Origin of the sequence: Kocuria sp. LHG3120 (assembly GCF_049897445.1) — a bacterium.
Taxonomy (GTDB): Bacteria; Actinomycetota; Actinomycetes; order Actinomycetales; family Micrococcaceae; genus Kocuria; species Kocuria rosea.
Genome location: NZ_JAFCWG010000001.1, coordinates 821,464 through 841,065 on the forward strand (window position 1 = coordinate 821,464; position 19,602 = coordinate 841,065).

Annotated in this window: 16 protein-coding genes; 7 read left to right on the forward strand and 9 right to left on the reverse strand. The window is 74.2% G+C overall.

Translation table 11 applies throughout. The annotated features are described in order from the left end of the window. Positions 1-25: 25 nt before the first annotated feature. The 3 genes from ACP7CD_RS03800 to nth all read right to left on the reverse strand — a co-directional run bounded on the left by ACP7CD_RS03800 (position 26) and on the right by nth (position 5,494). Positions 26-3,733, reverse strand: a complete 3,708-nt coding sequence (locus ACP7CD_RS03800; protein ID WP_426118943.1) for a helix-turn-helix domain-containing protein — start codon at positions 3,731-3,733, stop codon at positions 26-28. Positions 3,734-3,842: 109 nt separating this feature from the next. Next, positions 3,843-4,532 carry an NUDIX hydrolase gene (locus tag ACP7CD_RS03805; protein ID WP_081615713.1) on the reverse strand — a complete coding sequence of 230 codons (690 nt, stop codon included), beginning with the start codon at positions 4,530-4,532 and terminating at the stop codon, positions 3,843-3,845. Between the two features lie 86 nt (positions 4,533-4,618). After that, entirely contained in the window at positions 4,619-5,494 is an 876-nt protein-coding gene (nth, locus tag ACP7CD_RS03810; protein WP_426118945.1) for an endonuclease III, read from the reverse strand. A gap of 174 nt (positions 5,495-5,668) precedes the next feature. On the opposite strand from nth, the gene acs reads away from it, so the two are divergent. Together acs and aroQ are read left to right on the forward strand one after the other, a co-directional pair. Further along, the gene (acs, locus tag ACP7CD_RS03815; protein WP_368810046.1) at positions 5,669-7,618 is read left to right on the forward strand and encodes an acetate--CoA ligase; all 1,950 of its coding nucleotides are present in this window, start codon (positions 5,669-5,671) and stop codon (positions 7,616-7,618) included. A 110-nt stretch (positions 7,619-7,728) separates the two neighbouring features. Continuing rightward, on the forward strand, positions 7,729-8,178 hold the full coding sequence (gene aroQ, locus ACP7CD_RS03820; RefSeq protein ID WP_109268170.1) for a type II 3-dehydroquinate dehydratase: 450 nt from the start codon (positions 7,729-7,731) through the stop codon (positions 8,176-8,178). Between the two features lie 4 nt (positions 8,179-8,182). On the opposite strand, the gene ACP7CD_RS03825 is transcribed toward aroQ, so the two are convergent. Continuing rightward, the gene (locus ACP7CD_RS03825; protein WP_109268171.1) at positions 8,183-9,346 is read right to left on the reverse strand and encodes a MarP family serine protease; all 1,164 of its coding nucleotides are present in this window, start codon (positions 9,344-9,346) and stop codon (positions 8,183-8,185) included. A 252-nt stretch (positions 9,347-9,598) separates the two neighbouring features. On the opposite strand from ACP7CD_RS03825, the gene ACP7CD_RS03830 reads away from it, so the two are divergent. Continuing rightward, the gene (locus ACP7CD_RS03830; protein ID WP_017832519.1) at positions 9,599-10,276 is read left to right on the forward strand and encodes a Crp/Fnr family transcriptional regulator; all 678 of its coding nucleotides are present in this window, start codon (positions 9,599-9,601) and stop codon (positions 10,274-10,276) included. Between the two features lie 78 nt (positions 10,277-10,354). Here the strand turns inward: ACP7CD_RS03830 and ACP7CD_RS03835 are convergent, their stop codons facing one another. From ACP7CD_RS03835 to ACP7CD_RS03845, 3 genes are read right to left on the reverse strand one after another with little or no spacing between them, the layout of a single operon-like run. Continuing rightward, entirely contained in the window at positions 10,355-11,224 is an 870-nt protein-coding gene (locus ACP7CD_RS03835) for an NUDIX hydrolase (protein WP_426118949.1), read from the reverse strand. Between the two features lie 34 nt (positions 11,225-11,258). After that, positions 11,259-11,744, reverse strand: a complete 486-nt coding sequence (locus ACP7CD_RS03840; protein ID WP_109243634.1) for a RidA family protein — start codon at positions 11,742-11,744, stop codon at positions 11,259-11,261. A 39-nt stretch (positions 11,745-11,783) separates the two neighbouring features. After that, entirely contained in the window at positions 11,784-11,978 is a 195-nt protein-coding gene (locus ACP7CD_RS03845; protein WP_031282517.1) for a hypothetical protein, read from the reverse strand. 91 nt (positions 11,979-12,069) lie between these two features. Here ACP7CD_RS03845 and ACP7CD_RS03850 point away from each other — a divergent pair, with 91 nt between their 5' ends. After that, positions 12,070-14,226, forward strand: coding sequence for a transglycosylase domain-containing protein (locus ACP7CD_RS03850; RefSeq protein ID WP_426118952.1), 2,157 nt, complete (start codon positions 12,070-12,072; stop codon positions 14,224-14,226). A 23-nt stretch (positions 14,227-14,249) separates the two neighbouring features. Beyond that, positions 14,250-15,164 carry a metallophosphoesterase gene (locus ACP7CD_RS03855; RefSeq protein WP_426118954.1) on the forward strand — a complete coding sequence of 305 codons (915 nt, stop codon included), beginning with the start codon at positions 14,250-14,252 and terminating at the stop codon, positions 15,162-15,164. Between the two features lie 50 nt (positions 15,165-15,214). On the opposite strand, the gene ACP7CD_RS03860 is transcribed toward ACP7CD_RS03855, so the two are convergent. Together ACP7CD_RS03860 and ACP7CD_RS03865 are read right to left on the reverse strand one after the other, a co-directional pair. Continuing rightward, positions 15,215-15,793: an RBBP9/YdeN family alpha/beta hydrolase gene (locus ACP7CD_RS03860; RefSeq protein WP_426118956.1), complete on the reverse strand. Its 579-nt coding sequence runs from the start codon at positions 15,791-15,793 to the stop codon at positions 15,215-15,217. Continuing rightward, a complete protein-coding gene (locus ACP7CD_RS03865; protein WP_017832526.1) occupies positions 15,790-15,948 on the reverse strand; it encodes a hypothetical protein in 159 nt (52 codons plus the stop codon). Before ACP7CD_RS03865 ends, ACP7CD_RS03860 begins: the two co-directional genes overlap by 4 nt. Positions 15,949-16,185: 237 nt before the next feature. Between ACP7CD_RS03865 and ACP7CD_RS03870 the strand changes: the two genes are divergently transcribed. After that, entirely contained in the window at positions 16,186-19,035 is a 2,850-nt protein-coding gene (locus tag ACP7CD_RS03870; protein WP_426118958.1) for an FAD-binding and (Fe-S)-binding domain-containing protein, read from the forward strand. A 68-nt stretch (positions 19,036-19,103) separates the two neighbouring features. Continuing rightward, positions 19,104-19,598 carry a MarR family winged helix-turn-helix transcriptional regulator gene (locus tag ACP7CD_RS03875; RefSeq protein ID WP_426118960.1) on the forward strand — a complete coding sequence of 165 codons (495 nt, stop codon included), beginning with the start codon at positions 19,104-19,106 and terminating at the stop codon, positions 19,596-19,598. Positions 19,599-19,602: the final 4 nt, after the last annotated feature.

The following is a 19,602-nucleotide window of genomic DNA, read 5'->3' on the forward strand; positions in this document are numbered from 1 at the left end:
CCCGGCCCGGGTCACAACAGGGGCCTCAGCACAGGTCCCGGTAGGGGGCGCCGGTCACGTGCCGGCGCCACTCGTCCTCCGTGATCGGGTCGCCCCGGTTGGCGCAGACCGCCTCGACCGCGTCCTCGGCCCGGACCAGCCAGCTGCGCACCACGCCGTCGTCGCCGGTGGCGACCAGCCGGTCCCCCACGAACCGCACGTCGTTCATCCGGTCGCCGGAGGCGGACAGGGCCGCGTAGACGTCGAGGTCCGCGGCGCCCACGGTCCACATCCACACGAACTTGTCGCCGGAGGCCCCGGCCAGCAGGGTGCCGTCCGCGGAGAACTGCAGGCCCTTGACGGAGGACAGGGCGTCCGAGGTCTCGCCCACGGGGTGGGGGTCGGACGGGTCCGCGACGTCCCAGAGCCGCACCCGGCCCGCCTCCGTGCCCACAGCCAGGAGGTCGTCCACCGGGGAGAACGCGATCGAGGTGGCCACGGAGTCGAGGGCCAGCCCCGCGGCCCGCCGCGGGGCGGCGGGGTCGGACACGTCCCACAGCTCCACGCCGTTGGTGTCGTCCGCCGCGGCGAACAGGGTGCCGTCCGCGTCGAACCGGGCGGCCTCCGTGCCGGGGACGGGGATCGTGGCCACCCGCCGGAGCGGCGCCTCGGGGCCGCGGCGCAGGAGGGCGATCTCGGAGCCCACCTCGGACCACGCCGCGATCGTGCCGGCGTCCGTCGTGACGTCGGCGCCCGTGATGCCCGCCTCGATGGCCGCGGCGCGCTCCGGCTCCTCCGGGCGGCCCCCGTCCAGGGGCCACACGAGGACGTCCCCGTCCTCGGTGCCCCCCGCGACGAGCGACGCGTCGGGGGCCACGGCCCCCGCGTACCAGAGGGTCTCCCCGGGCGGGGCCTCCGGGGGCGGCAGCGGCCGGGGGTCCTCGCCCGAGAGGTCGAAGAGGGACACGACGTCGGGGCCGACGCCGACGGCGCTCAGCACGGTGTGCTGCCGGTCCACCGAGAGCTGGTACACGGGCTCGCCCTGCCGGTGGATGACGGGCCCGCGCCGGTCCCACGAGCGGGTGGTGCCGTCCTGGGAGGTGGTGAGCACCCGCTCGCCCACGCGCAGCGCGCTGGTGACCCGGGCGGCGGTCGGGAAGGAGTCGATCCGGGCGAGGTCGGAGAGCCGGTGCACGTAGGCGTTCTGGTCGAAGCTGGCGGCCACGACGGCCTCGCCGTCCGGGGTGAAGGAGACGTCGCTGATCCAGCTGCCGAAGTCCGTGAGCGTCCCGGAGCGGGAGACTCGCTCCCCCTCGACGTCGTAGAGGCGCAGCTCGCGGGCGCTCAGCCCGGCGGCGAGGAGCGCGCCGTCGTCGGCGAGGTCCAGGGCCCGGACGACCCGCCCGGTCGGCACCGGGTCGAGGCGCTGCGCGCGGGCGCCGTCGGTGGCGTACCGGGTGATCTCCCCGGACGTCCCGCCCGCGTAGACCGTTCCGTCGGGGGCGGCCGCCAGGGCCAGGACGTCTGCGTCCTCCCCCAGCGCCAGGGCCGGCAGCGGCGCGGGGGCGCCGGGGTCCTCGATCGACCAGCGCAGCACCTCGCCCCGCCCCCCGGCCAGCAGCTGCCGGCCGTCGGGCGAGAGGACGACCGCGTTGACCGGGGTCCCCGCCCCCACGTCGAGCCCGGCCAGCCGCCGGGCCGGCGCCCCGGTGACGTCCCACAGGCTCACGTGCCCGAGCCCGCCCACCGCCGCGAGCACCCGCCCGTCCACCGCCAGGAGGTCCACGTCGCTCAGTCCGGGGGCGCCGTCGACCACGGCGAGGTCCTCCCGGTTCTCGGCGAGCCGGTCGCTGTCCCGCCACACGGACAGCAGGCCGTCCCCGGCGGCGCGTGCGACGACGGAGCCGTCGTCCAGCGCCGCGAGCCGGGACGCGCCGTCCGGGCCGAGCCACCGCTCCGGGGCGTTCACCGCGGTGGCGTCGATCAGGGCCGAGGTGCCCTCCCGGGTGGGGGCCATCCGGTAGGCCGCGAGGCTCAGCTGCGAGGCGAGGTTGGGCGACTCGCCCCGGATCCGGGAGGCCTCCAGCGCGGTCTGGCGGGAGAGCGCCTCGTCGCGGGCGGTCTCCGCGACGGTCTGGAAGCGCTCCGCGCGGACGCCCAGCGCCCCGGCCACCACGGCCGCGCAGACGGCCAGGGCGAGCAGGACGAGGGCCACGTGGCCGCGCCGCTCGATCTCCCGGGCGCTGCGCTTCTGCCGCTCCAGGGCGTCCTCGTAGTGGCGCTCGCTCTCCGCCAGGTACTCGCGCTCGGCCGGGCTCAGGAGCGCCTGCTGGCGCGGGTCCCCGGTCCAGTCCCGGAAGGAGGCGAGCTGGCCCAGCGGGATCAGGGCGAGGGGGTCGCGGTCGTTGGCGAGCCACATCTGGGTGGCGCGCTGAAGCTGCTGGCGGACGTAGAGGTCGCGGCGGCTGTCCTCGATCCAGCGGCTGAGCCGGGACCAGTGGTCCAGCAGGGACTCGTGGCTGAGCTGGATCTCGTCCCGGTCGATGGTCAGCAGCCGGGCGCGGGCGAACTCCTCGACCACGGCCGCCCCGCCCTCCGGCAGCTCCTCCCGGAGCACCGGGGTGCGCACGACCGTGGCGGAGGTCCCGGTGCCGACCACGCGCACCAGCCGCAGGAACACCGCGCGGGCCACCTCCTGCTCGCGCGGGCCCAGCCGGGCGTGCACCTCCTCGGCCCGCCGATCCACGGCCTCCGTGATGCCGCCCGCCGCGTGGTAGTCGGCCACCGTCAGCTCGCGGGTGCGGGCGTGCTCCCAGGTGCCGAGCATCGCCTGGGAGAGCATCGGCAGCAGGCCCACGCCGGCCTCCGTGCCGCGGGGGGCGACGTCCCGCAGGATCACCCCGACCAGGTCCGGGGAGACCCGGGCGCCGACGGCCTCGGCGGGGCCCACCACGATCTGCTGCAGCTGCTCGCGGGTCAGCGCGCCCAGCAGCACCGGGCGCTCCAGGGCGGTGCGCAGCTCGGCGTGCCGGCTCGCGGTGCCGAAGAAGTCCGCCCGCAGGCCGACGACGACCACCCGGTCCCGGCTCGCCGCGGCGAGCCGGTCCAGGAACCGCCCGGGCTCCTCGGCCTCCCGGGCGCCCGTCCAGAGCTCCTCCAGCTGGTCGACGACGAGCAGGTCCGGAGCCGCCGCGACGGCGTCCTCGAGCCGGCGCACCGGGTCGAGGCCCGGGGTCGTGGCCACGGCGCTCCACCCGTGCAGGGGTCCGCCCTCGGCCCGCAGCCGGCCGAGGAGCCCGGCGCCCAGCAGCGAGGACTTGCCCGCGCCGGAGGCTCCCACCACGGCCAGGATGCGGGGCCCGCCGGCGTCCGCCAGCCGCACCACTCGCTCGCCGAGCACGGCGACCTCGGCGGTCCGGCCGAAGAAGTGCGTCTCGTCCTCGGGGCGGTAGGAGCGCAGGCCCACGTACGGGGTGGAGTCCGGCCTGACCGGAGTGCGGGAGCGGTTGACGTCCTCCCACCACAGCTCCGCGGGGCGCTCGTCCGTCAGCCCGAGGGCGTCCAGCAGGGCCGTGAACTCCTCGCGCAGGGCCGGGCCGGGCAGGTGCGCCCCGCTGAGCCAGCCCTGGATGGTGCTGGCCGGCAGCCGGCAGGAGGCCGCGAGCGCCCGGACCGACAGGCCGCGGCGGCGGCGCGCGGCGCTGAGCTGCTCGGCGAGCCGGGGCCGCTCGGGGCCGGTCGGGGGCGAGGCCACCGGGAGCCTCCTCGGGGGGTCGTGGGCACGGGGGACCCTGGAATGGTAAGTCCGCTTGCCGGCGCGCCGGCAATGTTGCGCCCGGGGCGGCGTCATGCCCCCGGGCGTGCTACAGCGGTGCGGGCAGGTCCCGGCCGGTGTCCCAGGGCACGGCCCAGCCGAGGGCGGTGAGCACCCGGTCCAGGAGCACACCGGTGAACCCCCAGACGGTCACGGTGGACGCGGTGCCGGGCACGGGGACCGTGAAGGCGGGCGAGCGGTAGGTCTGCCGGCCGCGCGTGACGGTCGCGGAGTGCCGGTTGGCCGGGTCGATGAGGTCCAGCACGGGGACGCGGAACACGAGGGAGGACTCGGCGTGGTCCACGACGTCCACCGGCGAGACGTCCCGCCACCAGCCCAGCACCGGGGTGACGAGGTGGTTGGAGACCGGCAGGGGCACCGGGGCCAGGGCGCCGAGCACCTCCACCCCGTGCGGGTCCAGTCCGGTCTCCTCCTCGGCCTCGCGGACGGCCGCGCGCACGTGGGCGGCGCTGACCTCGCCGCCGGGCACGGACAGCACCTCGTGCAGGTCCCCGTCCTCGGGGTCCAGGCGCCCGCCCGGGAAGGCGACCTGGCCGGGGTGGGAGCGCAGCGTCGCGGCCCGCTGGACCAGGAGGACGTCGAGGTCCCGGCCCACGCCCTCCGCGTGCTCGGCGGCGCGCGAGGGCAGGTCGTCGAGCGCGCCGAAGAGGATGAGCACGGCCGAGCGGCGGTAGTTCTCGTCGATCTGCCCGATCCGCCACGGCTCGCGGTCCTCCATCCGCAGCTGCCGGCCGCTGCGGGCCACGCGCAGCAGGTCCTGGTAGGCGTCGCCCACGGGCCGTCCTCCTCGCCGGTCGGTGCCGCTCACGAGCTCAGGGGCCAGCCGTCGGCCTGCAGCTGGGCCCGGCTGCGCCCGGCGAGGAACAGCTCCAGCAGCTCCTCCCGGCCCGGGGCGAACTCGTACTTGAGCAGGGCCGCCGCCTGGGCGGTGTCCGTGGGCCCCTCGCCGTAGGACGGGCACAGGTCCGCGACGGGGCACACCCCGCACGCGGGCCGCCGGGAGTGGCAGATGCGCCGCCCGTGGTAGACGAGCCGCTGGGACAGGTCGGTCCAGTCGCGGGGCTCGAACAGTGAGGCGACGTCCCGCTCGACCTTGACCGGGTCCTCCTCCGCGGTCCAGCCGAAGCGGCGGGCGAGCCGGCCGAAGTGGGTGTCCACGGTGATCCCGGGGATCCCGAAGGCGTTGCCGAGCACCACGTTGGCGGTCTTGCGGCCCACGCCGGGCAGGGTGACGAGGTCCTCCAGCCGCCCGGGCACCTCGCCGTCGTGGTCGTCCACGATCTTCTGGGCCAGGGTCCGGATGGCCCGGGTCTTGGCCCGGTAGAAGCCGAGCGGGCGGATGATCTCCTGGATCTCGGCCTCGTCCGCCTCGGCGAGCGCCCGCGGCGTGGGACAGGCGGCGAAGAGGCGCGGCGTGGTCGCGTTCACGCGCACGTCGGTGGTCTGGGCGGAGAGCACCGTGGCCACGAGCAGCTCGTACGGGGAGCGGAAGTCCAGCTCGGCGACCGCGTACGGGTACGCCCCGGCGAGCACCGCGTTGATCCGGCGGGCCCGCCGCTTGAGCGCCAGCGGGGACTCGGGGGCGCCCGTCCGGCGGCGCCGTGCGGCGCCGGCGCGCGCCTTCGCGGGGTCCACGACGCGCAGGTGGGCGGGCGGGCGGGGCACGGCAGTCGGGACCATGCCCCGATTCTAGGCGGCGCGCCCGGAGGGCTTCCGTGACCCGGTGCGGCGTGGCCCCTGTGGAACCGGGTGCACCGATCGTCTAGGGTGAAAACGACACTATGTGAGCTGTGACACGGACGTCCGGTGCCGCCGGGGGTCCGTGCGCGGTGTGCGACGAGAAGGGAAGACCACATGGCTTCAGAGACCACGTCCGCCGAGGGCAGGACCTTCGCCCCGAGCCCCGAGTTCGCGGCCCAGGCCAATGCCACCGCCGAGCTCTACCGCCAGGCGGAGGAGGAGGGCGTCGACTTCTGGGGCCGCCAGGCGCGGGAGCTGCTGACCTGGAACAAGGAGTTCACCGAGGTCCTCGACTGGTCCAACCCCCCGTTTGCCAAGTGGTTCCAGGATGGCACCCTCAACGCGTGCTACAACGCCGTGGACCGCCACGTGGAGGCCGGCAACGGGGACCGGGTCGCCATCCACTTCGAGGGCGAGCCCGGCGACAGCCGCAGCTACACCTACGCCCAGCTCAAGGACGAGGTGTCCCGGGCCGCCAACGCCATGGAGAGCCTCGGCGTGACCAAGGGCGACCGCGTGGCCCTCTACCTGCCGATGATCGCCGAGGCGGTCATCGCGATGCTGGCCTGCGCCCGCATCGGCGCGATCCACTCCGTGGTCTTCGGCGGGTTCTCCGCCGACGCGCTGCGCTCGCGCGTCGAGGACGGCGAGGCGAAGCTCGTGGTCACCGCGGACGGCACCTTCCGCCGCGGCAAGCCCTCCATGCTCAAGCCGGCCGTCGACGACGCCCTCTCCCGCGGCGGCGCCACCGTGGAGCACGTCCTCGTGGTCCGCCGCAACGAGGCCGACATCGAGATGACCGAGGGCCGGGACGTGTGGTGGCACGACGCCGTCGAGGCCGCCTCCCCGGAGCACACCCCGTCCGAGCAGGGCGCCGAGGACCCGCTGTTCATCCTCTACACCTCCGGGACCACCGGCAAGCCCAAGGGCATCATGCACACCACGGGCGGCTACCTCACCCAGGGCGCGTTCACCCACAAGAACGTCTTCGACCTCAAGCCGGAGACGGACGTCTACTGGTGCACCGCGGACGTCGGGTGGGTCACCGGCCACTCCTACGTCGCCTACGCCCCCCTGGTCAACGGCTCCACCCAGGTGATCTACGAGGGCACCCCGGACTCCCCGCACCGCGGCCGGTTCTGGGAGATCGTGCAGAAGTACGGCGTGACGATCATGTACACCTCCCCCACCGCGATCCGCACCATGATGAAGTGGGGCGAGGAGATCCCGGCCGAGTACGACCTCTCGTCCCTGCGGGTGCTCGGCACCGTGGGCGAGGCCATCAACCCCGAGGCGTGGACCTGGTTCCACCGGGTCATCGGCGGCGGCCGCTGCCCGATCGTCGACACCTGGTGGCAGACCGAGACCGGCGCCATCATGATCTCCCAGCTGCCGGGCGTGACGACCGCCAAGCCGGGCTCCGCGCAGGTGCCGATCCCCGGCATCAAGGTCGACGTCGTGGACGACACCGGGCAGTCCGTGCCCAACGAGACCTCGGGCTTCCTGGTGCTGCGCGAGCCGTGGCCCGCGATGCTGCGGACCATCTGGGGCGACGACGACCGCTACGTGGACACGTACTGGTCCCGGTTCGGCGAGATGTACTTCGCCGGCGACGGCGCCAAGCGCGACGCCGACGGGGACGTGTGGATCCTCGGCCGTGTCGACGACGTCATGAACGTCTCCGGCCACCGCCTGTCCACCCCGGAGATCGAGTCCGCGCTCGTCTCCCACCCGTCCGTGGCCGAGGCCGCGGTGGTGGGCGCCACGGACGAGACCACCGGCCAGGCCGTGATCGCGTTCGTCATCCTCTCCGACCAGGCCGACGCCGAGGGCCGGGACAAGACCGAGCTGGCCGAGGAGATGCGGGCCCACGTGGGCAAGGAGATCTCCCCGATCGCCAAGCCCAAGAAGGTGCTCATCGTCCCCGAGCTGCCCAAGACCCGGTCCGGGAAGATCATGCGCCGGCTGCTCAAGGACGTGGCGGAGGACCGGGAGGTCGGCGACGTCTCGACCCTCGCGGACCAGACCGTGATGCAGCAGATCGTGGACTCGCTCGCCAAGTAGTCCGCGCCCCCAGCTCCGCAGCGCCCCCTCGCTCCTGCCGTGCGAGGGGGCGCTGCGGCGTCCGGGGGCCGCGCCCGGACCGGCGGGCGCCGGAGTGAGAGGATGCGGGCATGACCACCACGCGCAGACCGATCTACGTCCTCAACGGCCCCAACCTCAACCTGCTCGGCGTCCGGCGCCCGGAGGTGTACGGCACCACGACGCTCGGGGACATCGAGGAGGCCGTGCGCGCCCGGGCCGCCGCGGGCGGGTGGGACGTCGAGTTCCACCAGTCCAACCACGAGGGCGTCCTGGTGGACCGGATCCAGGAGGCCCGCACGGAGGGCGCGGCGATCGTGATCAACCCCGCGGCCTTCACGCACTACTCCATCGCGATCCACGACGCGCTCGAGGCGGCGGAGCTGCCCGTGGTGGAGGTGCACCTGTCCAACGTGCACCGGCGCGAGGCGTTCCGACACACGTCCTACGTGTCCCTGCAGGCGGACGTGGTGATTGCCGGGGCGGGGGCCTTCGGCTACGAGATGGCGGTCGAGCACCTGCTGCGGACCCTGGAGGGGTAGCCGCTCAGGCGGCGCAGGAGCCGGAGTCCACGGCTTGGGTCGCGCCCGCGGCGGCGCCCAGCGCCCCGCGCAGCTCGTCCAGGGTGAGGGCGTAGCCGACCTGCCCCTCGAGGGCCTTGGCGAAGACGACGCCGACGACGGAGCCGTCCTGAGCCACGAGCGGGCCGCCGGAGTTGCCCTGCTGCACCTGACCGGCCAGCTGGATGATCTCCATCGTCCCGCCGGTCCCCTCCACGGGTGCGAGCGCGGTGCCCTGCACGGTGGCGGGCCCGGCGGCGAACGGCCCGCCCAGGGGGTAGCCCATGAAGGCGACCGAGTCCCCGGCCGCGGGGTCCACCCCGAGCGGCAGCGCGGCCAGCGGCAGGGACGGCGCGGAGAGGACGGCGAGGTCGGAGCCCGGGTCGTAGTGGACGACGGCGGCGGCGTGCACCTGCCCGTCCCGGGTCTGCACCACCGGCTCGTCCACCCCGGCCACCACGTGCGCGTTGGTCACCACCTGCCCGGCGTCGGTCACGAAGCCCGAGCCGGTCTGGTTCTGGCGGCACTCCACCGCCATGCCGTAGACCTGCACCACGGACTGCCCGGCCGCCTGCAGCGCGGGCGTGCTCGTGCTCTCGTCGGGGGCCTCCTCGGCGGGGAAGAGCAGCTCGTCGAGCTGACGGATGCCGGTGGCCCCGCCCACGGCGTCCCGGGCCTCGGTCACCGCCGCGCGCACCGGTCCCGGGGTGTGCTCGTCGATCGTGCGCAGCACGGTCGAGGACGCCACCTGCTGGGACACGGCCGGGATGCCCAGCTGGCCGACGAGCGAGGCGAGGAGCGAGAGCACGAGCGCGGCGACGGCCACGTCGAGGGCCGCCCCGGCGATCCGGTTGAGCGCGCCCAGGCGCATGCGCTCGGTGACGGCGGACAGGGCGCGGCCCAGCAGCCCGCCCAGCATCTGCCCCGCCACCAGCAGGACCAGGACCGTGGCGAGCACGGCGCCCACGCGGTACTGCGGGTCCACCTGCGCGCTCACCCACGGGGCGGCCGAGAACGCCGCCACCCCGCCGAGCACGAGACCGGCCAGGGAGAACAGGGAGTTGAAGAAGCCGCGGCTGAACCCGTAGAAGAGGTAGCCCAGGAGCACGACGGCCAGGAGGACGTCGAGCAGGTTGAAGGACGGAGACATCGGGTTCCTCTGCGGTTTCTTCGGGGCCGGGAGCCGGGGAGCGAGCCACCAGCATAGGGAGCACGGCTGGGAAATCCGTGGAGCGGGCCTGCCGCCCCGCCCTGGCCCGCCGCGCCCGTCCTTGGGATTCGCGGGCCGGAGACACTACAGTGAACGTCAGGTACGTTAGGTCGCTCACACACCGGTGCGGGCGACTCCCGCTGACATCGGCCGCCACGGGCAACGGCCCGGCGGCACATCTTGAGGAGAACCATGGATATCGACGTCCTCCGCCGCGCTCCCCTGTTCGCGTCCCTGGACGACCAGGCCTTCGCCGCCCTCACCGAGGAGCTCACCGAGGTCGACCTCTCGCGCGGCTCCACGCTGTTCCACGAGGGCGATCCGGGCGACCAGCTGTACTTCATCATCTCGGGCAAGATCAAGCTCGGCCGCACCGCCCCGGACGGCCGCGAGAGCCTTGTGGCGATCATGGGCCCGGGCGAGCTGTTCGGCGAGATGGCGCTGTTCGACCCGAGCCCGCGCTCCACGTCCGCGACCGCCGTGTCCGAGACGCGCCTGGCCGGGCTCAAGCACGAGAACCTCAAGAAGGTCATCGAGCGCTCCCCCGACGTCTCCGCGCAGCTGCTGCAGGCCCTGGCCCGCCGGCTGCGGCGCACCAATGAGAGCCTCGCCGACCTGGTCTTCTCCGACGTGCCCGGCCGGGTGGCGAAGGCGCTGCTGGACCTGGCCGACCGGTTTGGCCGGCCCGCCACCGACGGCATCCTCGTGGCGCACGAGCTCACCCAGGAGGAGCTGGCCCAGCTCGTCGGCGCGTCCCGCGAGACCGTGAACAAGGCGCTGGCCGAGTTCGTCCAGCGCGGCTGGATCCGGCTCGAGGCGCGCGCCGTGGTGATCCTCGACCTGCAGCGGCTCAAGCAGCGCAGCCGCTGAGTCCTGCCCCGACACCGGGACGGCCCGGTCACCCTCGCGGGTGACCGGGCCGTCCGCGTGTGCGGGCGCGGCGGCGGCTCAGGTCAGGTCGAGGCGCAGCACGGGCCGGCCGTCGTGCACCTCGAGCACCGGGTTGCGGGCCACCACGGCCCGCTTCCTGGCCAGGAAGGCGATCGCCGAGGTGCACTCGGCAACCGACTCGAGCACGCACTGCACGCCGGGCGAGGAGAGGTCGTCGATCGTGCGGCCCACGGTGTCCTCCTGCCCCACGAGGTCCCCGAGCCAGCTGCCCGCCGGGTCGGCCACGGCCTGCGCGGCGTCCACCCAGCGGCCCCAGACGCCCTTCGACTCGAGCACGGACGGGGCCTGCCCGTCGGGGACCACCGCGGTGAAGTAGTGGATGTCGTACCGGCGGTGGGCGAAGTCGGAGGTGATCCAGTGCGCGAGCGGCTTGAGCAGGTCGGAGCGCAGCACGAGCCGGCGCCGGCCGAGCACCTGGGCGATGGACACGTCCCCCACAGCGAGCGCCTCCCGGGAGCGCATCCACTCGGCGCCCTCCACGGACTCGATGGTGCTCATCGTGTCCGACCCGGCCAGCAGGACGCCCGCCTCCTCGAACGCCTTGCGGACCGCGGCGACCACGGTGCGCCGCGCCCGGCCGAGGTCGTCCTCGACGCCGAGCCTGCGCGCCCAGTCCGCGGGGCTGGGCCCGGCCCAGTCGAGGGGCTCGTCGTCGTGGGGCTCGAGGGTCCCGCCGGGGAACCCGACGGTGCCGAGCGGTGAGTTGCCCGGGCGGTACTTGAGGTAGGTCTCCACGCCGTGCTCGCCGTCCCGCACGAAGACCACCGCGGCGGCCGGTGAGGGCGCGCTGCCGGGGATGCCGGCACCCCGCTCGAGCCAGGCCTGCGCGGCCCCGCGCTGGCCCTCCGGGATCTCGAACCAGCGCACGGCCGGCGGACGGCCCTGCCGCGGGGGCTGCGAATCAGCGGAACTCGGCAACGAGCTCCACCTCGACCGGCGCGTCGAGCGGCAGGACCGCGACGCCCACCGCGGAGCGGGCGTGCACCCCGGCGTCGCCGAAGATCCGGCCCAGCAGCTCGGAGGCGCCGTTGATCACGCCGGGCTGGCCGGTGAAGCCGGGATCGGAGGCCACGAAGCCGACGACCTTCACGATCCGGACCACCCGGTCCAGGTCCCCGACGGCCTCCTTGACCGCGGCCACGGCGTTGAGGGCGGCGCGGGCCGCGAGCTCATGGGCGTCCTCGGGGGAGACGGTGCCCGCCGCCCCGGACGCGGACACCTTGCCGGTGGCGGGCAGCTGCCCGTCCACGAAGGGCAGCTGGCCCGAGGTGTGCACCCACGAGCCGGTGACCACGGCGGGCACGTAGGCGGCCACGGGGGCCGCGACGGCCGGGAGCTCGAGGCCGAGCTCGGCGATGCGGGATTCGACGGCGGAGCCGTTGCTCATGGAAGTCCTCCGGTGTGGTGGGGCTGCGGTGTCCGGGCGTCAGCCCTTGGGGCGCTTGAAGTAGGCGATGGGGTTGGTCTGGACGGGGGCGTTCACGTTGCCCGCCGGGACGTCGGCGGGGGTGCTGCCGGGGAGCACGGTGACGAGCTCCCACCCGTCGTCGCCCCAGTTGTCGAGGATCTGCTTGGTGGCGTGGATCATGAGCGGCACGGTGGCGTATTCCCAGGTAGTCATGGCCCCAGCGTAGCCACGAACGCGGGGACGCGCTCCGCCGTGACGGGCCGCACACCGGCTGCGGCCAGGTTCGCGCTTGTAGACTGTCCGAATGGCTTCCCGCAAGAACCCTGCCGCGCAGGCACCGTCAGCCCTGGGCAACGTCGTGGCGTTCATCGCCACGAGCGTCGTTGCCGGCATCGTGGCCGCCGGTCTCCTGGTCCCCCCCGCAGCCGCCACCGGTCTCGCCGCCAACGCCTCCATCGGGTGGTTCAAGGACCTCCCGGCCCAGATGGAGGCGGGGCCGATGTCGCGCGCCTCCACCGTGGTGGCGCGGGACGGGACCGAGATCGCCACGTTCTACGCGCAGAACCGCACCCCTGTGTCCCTGGACGAGATGTCCCCGCACATGAGTGCCGCGATCCTCGCGATCGAGGACCGCGACTTCTACGAGCACGGCGGCGTGGACCTCGGCGGCATCCTGCGCGCCCTGGGCAACAACATCATCCGCCCGGACGCCCGCCAGGGCGCGTCGACCATCACGCAGCAGTACGTGAACAACCTGCTCATCGACTCCCAGGTCCGCGCCGGCGAGGAGGCCACCACCATCGGCGCCGACAAGGGCTACACGGACAAGATCAAGGAGATCAAGCTCGCCCTGTCCATGGAGCAGGAGCTGAGCAAGGACGAGATCCTCGAGGGCTACCTCAACATGGTGCTCTTCGGCGGGCAGAACTACGGCGTGGAGGCGGCCGCCCAGTACTACTGGGGCATCCCCGCGTCCGACCTGAGCATCTCCCAGTCCGCCGTCCTGGCCGGGATGGTGCAGTCCCCCAACTACTACGACCCCGCCGCGAACCCGGAGGCGGCCACCGAGCGGCGCAACATCGTGCTCGACACGATGCTCACCACCGGGGCCATCACCCAGGAGGAGCACGCGGCCGCGGCCGCCGAGCCCATCGAGGTGGACCCCAACCCCACGAACTCCGGGTGCACGGCCGCCGAGATCGCCCCCTACTTCTGCGACTACGTGGAGAACTCCATCCTCCAGGACTCCGCGTTCGGCGAGACTCCCGAGGAGCGGCTCAAGACCCTGCAGCTCGGCGGGCTCACCATCACCACCACGCTCGACGTCGAGGCCCAGCGGGTGGCCGAGGAGTCGGTCAACGAGACCCAGCCGCGGGACGACAACCCGGACAACGTCTCCACCGCGCTCGTGTCCCTCGAGCCCTCCAACGGGGACATCGTGGCGATGGCGCAGAACACCTACTACTCCACCGGCGAGGGCGCCTCCAACACCACGTACAACTTCAACGTGGACTCGTGGATGGGCGGGGCCGGCGGATTCCAGGTCGGCTCGACCTACAAGCCGCTGACGTACGCCGCGTGGATCGACGCCGGCAACGGCGCGGAGGACGAGATCGACGCGACCCGCACCCGCTGGCCCGCCGACCACCGGTGGAAGGCCTCGTGCCTGGAGCGCGGGTACAAGATCGAGCCCGGCAACAACGGCGAGGGCTTCGAGATCCAGAACGCCGAGTCCGGCTACACCCGGGAGATGGAGGCCGACTTCGGCCTGTACAACTCGATCAACACCGCGATCTACGCGATGGCCGAGGACCTCGACCTGTGCGACATCGGCGAGATCTCCGAGTCCCTGGGCATCGTCAACGGCAAGAACGGCGAGCCCGTGGACACCACGGTCCTGGCGTCCCTGCTGGGCGGCTCCGTGGACATCTCCCCGATGACCATGGCCCGGGCCTACTCGGCGTTCGCCAACCGCGGCGAGATGTGCGAGCCCCGCGCCCTCGAGCGGGTCGTGGACTACACGGGCAAGGAGTACGAGATCCCCGGGACGTCCTGCGAGCGGGTGATCAGCGAGGACGTAGCCGACGGCGTGAACTTCGCGCTCAACCAGACCCTGATCCGCGGCTCCGGCTGGCAGCGGGAGATCGGCCTGCCGGGCGCCTCCGCCGCCAAGACCGGCACCACCGACAACTCCACCCAGACGTGGATGATCGGCTACACCCAGGGCCTGGCCACCGCCTCCTGGGTCGGCAACTACGAGTTCGGCTCCCGGTCCCTGAACGGGCTGTCGATCGGCGGGGAGCGCACCGAGGGCGACGACTGGGTGGACGGCTCCACCTACGCCGGCGGCCAGTGGCAGCGGTTCATGGAGGAGGTGGCCCGGGACTACGACACGGACGAGTTCGCGGAGCCCTCCGACCGCGTGCTCGAGGGCCGCAACGGCACCTCGGAGCCCGGCTGAGGCCGGGAGCGGGAGTGGAACGCGTGCACACCCCCCGGGGCGCCGTCGCGCCCGCCCTGCGGACCGCCGCCGCCGTGACGGCGGCCGGTGCCGGTGCGGCGGCGGGCCTCGGCGCGTGGGGCGTCGTCGTCGAGCGCCGCCGGTTCCAGCTGCGCACGGAACGGCTCCGGCTGCTGCCCGAGGGCAGCGCGCCGCTGCGGATCCTGCACCTGTCGGACCTGCACGTCTGGCCCGGCCAGCGCGCCGTGCGGGAGTTCGTGCACTCGCTCGCGGCGCTGGAGCCGGACCTCGTGGTGGACACCGGGGACAACCTCTCCCACCCCGAGGCGCTGCCGTGGCTGCTGGAGATCCTGGACCCGCTGTTCCGCTTCCCCGGGGCCTACGTCCCGGGGTCCAACTGCTACTTCGCGCCGCGGCCCAAGAACCCGTTCCGCTACCTGTGGCGGGACACCTCCGGGGAGGGCCGGGACGAGGCGCCCCGGCTGCCCACCCAGGACATGCACGACGCGTTCGACGCCGCGGGCTGGACCCCGCTGATCAACCGCTCCGCCCGGATGGAGGTCGCCGGCCTCACCCTGGACCTGTCCGGGGTGGACGACCCGCACCTGGGCTACGACCGGCACCCCGGCTTCGGGGACCCGGCGACGGCGGACCTGCGCCTGGGGGTGGCCCACGCCCCCTACCTGCGGACCCTCGACCGCTTCGCGGCGGACGGCGCGCAGCTGGTGCTGGCCGGGCACACGCACGGCGGGCAGGTCTGCCTGCCGGGCGGGCGGGCACTGGTCAGCAACTGCGACCTCGAGCCGGAGCGCTGCAAGGGGCTCATCACCCAGGGCGGGGTGCCGGTCAACGTCTCGGCGGGCCTGGGGACGTCCCGCTTCGCCCCGATCCGGCTGTTCTGCCCGCCGGAGGCCGTGCTGCTGACGCTCACGGACTGAGCGGCTCTCCCCCGGCCCGCCCGCACCGGTCGCTCGCCCACGGAGCCCTGTCAGCCGCCGCGCGGCACCAGGGCCTCGAGCACCGCGGGCAGGCGGGTGACGCCGTCGGAGCCGCAGAAGTGCCCCGCCCGCGGCACCACCCGCACGGGGGCGCCGAGCCGCGCGGCGAGCGCCTCGGTGGCGGCCGCCGGCACGGTCGGGTCGTCGTCCGAGCGCAGCACCAGGCGGCGCCGGGCGCCGGCGCGCACGGCGGAGACGTCCACGTCCTCGGCGAGGAACTCGTCGAGGAGCGGCACGGCCTCGAGCCGTCCCGTGAAGCCGGCCACGAGCACCAGCCCGCCCAGCGTCCACGGCTGGGGCAGACCGGCGAGGTGGCGCAGGATCGTGATGCAGCCCAGGCTGTGGCCCACCAGGTGGGTGTGCCGGTCCGGCTCGCCCACCGCCCGCGCCACGGCGGCCAGCCACGCCCCGGATTCCGGGAAGGACGGCTCCGGCAGCTCCACGACCTCGGTCCGCACGCCCTCGGCGGCGAGCCGGTCGCGCAGCCACGGGAACCAGTGCTGGTCGGGGGCGGCGTCGTAGCCGTGCACCACCACCACCCGGCGGACCTCCGGCTCGGGGTCGCTCACCCGGAGATCTCGGGGACCGCCACGATGATCCGGTGGTTGGTCCTGTCGCACAGGTACATCTCGACCGTGCCCTCCGGCACCGGGCCGCCCTCGGGCCACTGGTCCTCGGGGATCTGGCGCAGGGGCCCGCCGCAGGACGGGCAGATGGGGTCCATGGTGATCTCCTCCAGGGGTCGGCTCCCGGGCCGGCGGGCCCGTGGCCCGAGCTTCCCCCAAAACGGCGCCGCCCACAATCCCCCCGCACCGCCCGGGGCCGGCGGACCGGAACGAACAGGCCCGGTCGGCCGGGCCCCGGCGGCCCCCGCCGGGCGGACCGCTGCGGCGCCTGTGGTCACACCATAGGATGTGGCGTGGACCACCCCGGCCACCCCGCCTCCCCGTCAGGAGATCCCATGACCGCCCCCACCACGCATCCCGCCCCTGCCCCCGAGGCCCTGCTGGAGGAGCTGCGGACCTGGTGCGGCCGCGACGCGGTGGTGACCTCGGAGCTCGAGCACCGCGCGCTGGCCCACGACGCCTCCCACTACCTGCTGCAGCCCGCGGCGGTGGTGCGCCCGCGCTCGGCCGCGGACATGGGCCACCTCTTCCGCGCGGTCGCCCGCCACGGCCTGGGCCTGACCTTCCGTTCCGGCGGGACGTCCCTGTCCGGGCAGTCCGTGACGGACCAGGTGCTGGTCGACGTCCGGCGGAACTTCCGGGAGGTCGAGGTGCTGGACGGCGGCCGGCGGGTCCGTGTGCAGCCCGGGGCCACGGTGCGGCAGGTCAACGCCCGGCTGGCCCCGTACGGCCACAAGCTGGGGCCGGACCCGGCGAGCGAGGCCGCGTGCACGATCGGCGGTGTGGTGGCCAACAACTCCTCGGGCATGGCCTGCGGGACCGACGCCAACACCTATCGGACGCTGGAGTCCCTGGTGTTCGTCCTGCCCTCCGGGACCCGGGTGGACACCGCGGACCCGGACGCCGACCGGCGGCTGCGGGAGCTCGAGCCCGCCCTGCACGAGGGTCTGCTGCGGCTGCGGGACCGGGTGCGCGGCGACCCGGCGTCGGTGCGCACGATCGAGCGGCAGTTCTCGATGAAGAACACCATGGGCTACGGCCTCAACTCCTTCCTGGACCACGACGAGCCGGTGCGGATCCTCGAGCACCTGATGGTCGGCAGCGAGGGCACCCTGGGCTTCGTGGCCCAGGCGGTCTTCCGGACGGTGGAGATCCTGCCGTTCGCCTCCACGGGACTGCTGGTGTTCCCGGACCTGGCCGCGGCCACCCGCACGGTGCCCGCCCTGGTGGCGGCCCGCTCGGCCACGGTCGAGCTGCTGGACGCCACGTCCCTGAAGGTCTCCCAGCGCACGGGACTGGCCCCGGCGCAGATCCTGGACATCGACGTCCGCGACCACGCGGCGCTGCTCGTCGAGTACCAGGGCCGCACGCCCGAGGAGGAGCAGGAGCTCTCGGCGGGCGCCGCCGGGCTGTTCCGCACCCTGGACCTCGCGGTACCGCCCGCCCTGACGGACGACCCCGCGGCCCGGGCGGCGCTGTGGACCGTGCGCAAGGGCCTCTACACCACCGTGGCGGGGGCCCGGCCGAGCGGGTCCAACGCGCTGCTCGAGGACGTCGTCGTCCCTGTCGCGGAGCTCGGCGAGACCTGCGAGCAGCTCACGGGGCTCTTCGACGCCCACGGCTACCGGGACTCGGTGATCTTCGGGCACGCCAAGGACGGCAACGTCCACTTCATGCTCAACGAGCAGTTCGACCGCCCGGACCTGCTGGCCCGCTACGAGCGCTTCACCGAGGACATGGTCACCCTGGTCCTCGACCACCACGGCTCCCTCAAGGCCGAGCACGGCACGGGCCGCAACATGGCGCCGTTCGTGCGCCGGCAGTACGGGGACGAGCTCTACGACGTCATGGTGGCGCTCAAGCGGCTCGTCGACCCGGGCGCGCTGCTGAACCCGGGCGTGCTGCTCAACGAGGACCCCACGGTGTATGTGCGAGACCTCAAGACCGCGCCCACGGTGGAGCAGGAGGTGGACCGGTGCGTGGAGTGCGGCTACTGCGAGCCGGTCTGCCCGTCCAAGGACCTCACCCTCACGCCGCGGCAGCGGATCGTGGGCCGCCGGGAGATCGCGGCGGCCGAGGAGCGGGGGGACACGGAGCTCGCCGGTCGGCTGCGCGCCGAGTACGACTACGAGGGCCTGCAGACGTGCGCCGTGGACGGGATGTGCGTGACGGCCTGCCCCGTGCTCATCAACACGGGCGACCTCGTGCGCCGGCTGCGCGCCGAGGACCACAGCCGGGTCGCGGACGCCGGCTGGGGCGCCGCGGCGCGGGCGTGGGGGGCGACGACGACGGGCGCCGGGCTCGGCCTGACCGCCGCGAAGGCCCTGCCCGCCCCGCTGCCGGCCGCCGCGACCGCCGCGGCCCGGGCCGTCCTCGGCGCCGAGCACGTGCCGCAGTACAAGGCGGAGCTGCCCGCGGGCGGCCCGCCCCGGCCGCACCGGCGGGACCCGGCCGCGGAGGCCGTGTTCTTCCCGGCGTGCATCAACTCGATGTTCGGCACGGCCGCCCGCCCCGGGGGCGGTACCGGCCTGACCGCCTCGGAGGCGTTCCTGGCGCTGTGCGACCGCGCCGGGGTGCACGTCACCGTCCCCGAGGGCATCGGGAACCTGTGCTGCGGGACGCCGTGGAAGTCGAAGGGACTGCCCACCGGGTACGCCACGATGTCGGAGCGGACGCTGGCCGGGCTGTGGGAGGCGACCCGCCAGGGCGAGCTGCCGGTCGTCTGCGACGCCGCGTCCTGCACCGAGGGCCTGGAGACCATGTCCGAGCTGGCGGCGGCGTCCAGCGAGTACCACGCGCTGCGGTTCGTGGACGCGGTGGAGTTCGTGGCGGACCGGGTGCTGGGGCGGCTGACCGTCAGCCGCCCGATCGGGTCCATGTCGCTGCACCCCACGTGCTCGAGCGTGCACCTGGGCATCACCGGCGCCTTCGAGACCCTGGCCCGGGCGATCAGCGAGGACGTGGTCGTGCCGAAGGACTGGGGCTGCTGCGCCTACGCCGGGGACCGCGGGATGCTGCACCCCGAGTTCACGGCCTCGGCCACCGCGGCCGAGGCCCGCGAGGTCACCGGCCGCCGCTTCGACGCCTACGCGTCCCTCAACCGCACGTGCGAGCAGGGCATGACGGAGGCCACCGGCCACCCGTACCGGCACGTGCTCGAGCACCTGGAGGAGGCGACCCGCTGATCCGCGCCCCAGTTTCGGTTGTGCACAACTGAGTTGTGCCCAACCGACCCCTGTGCCACCATGGGGTCATGGACGCAGATCTCCGGCTCGACGCGCAGCTGTGCTTCGCGCTCTACGCCGCCTCACGCGCCACGACCGCGGCCTACCGCGAGCCGCTGGCGGAGCTCGGCCTGACCTATCCGCAGTACCTCGCGCTGCTCGCGCTGTGGGAGGAGGACGGCCAGACCGTCTCGGCGCTGGGCTCCCGCCTCCGCCTGGACAGCGGCACCCTCTCCCCGCTGCTCAAGCGGATGGAGACCGGCGGGCTCCTCGAGCGCCGCCGGGAGCACGACGACGAGCGGCGGGTCACCGTCCACCTCACGCCGTCCGGCCACCGGCTGCGCGAGCGCGCCCCGGCCGTGCAGCGGCGCGTCCTGGAGGCCTCGGGGCTGACCGCCGCCGAGATGGAGACGCTGCGGGCACTGGCCCGGCGGATCGGCGCCCCCGCCGATCCGGGCGCCGCGGACCGCGCCGGTGCGGACAGCACCGGAACCCGAACCACCACCACCGACACCCAGGAGTGACCAG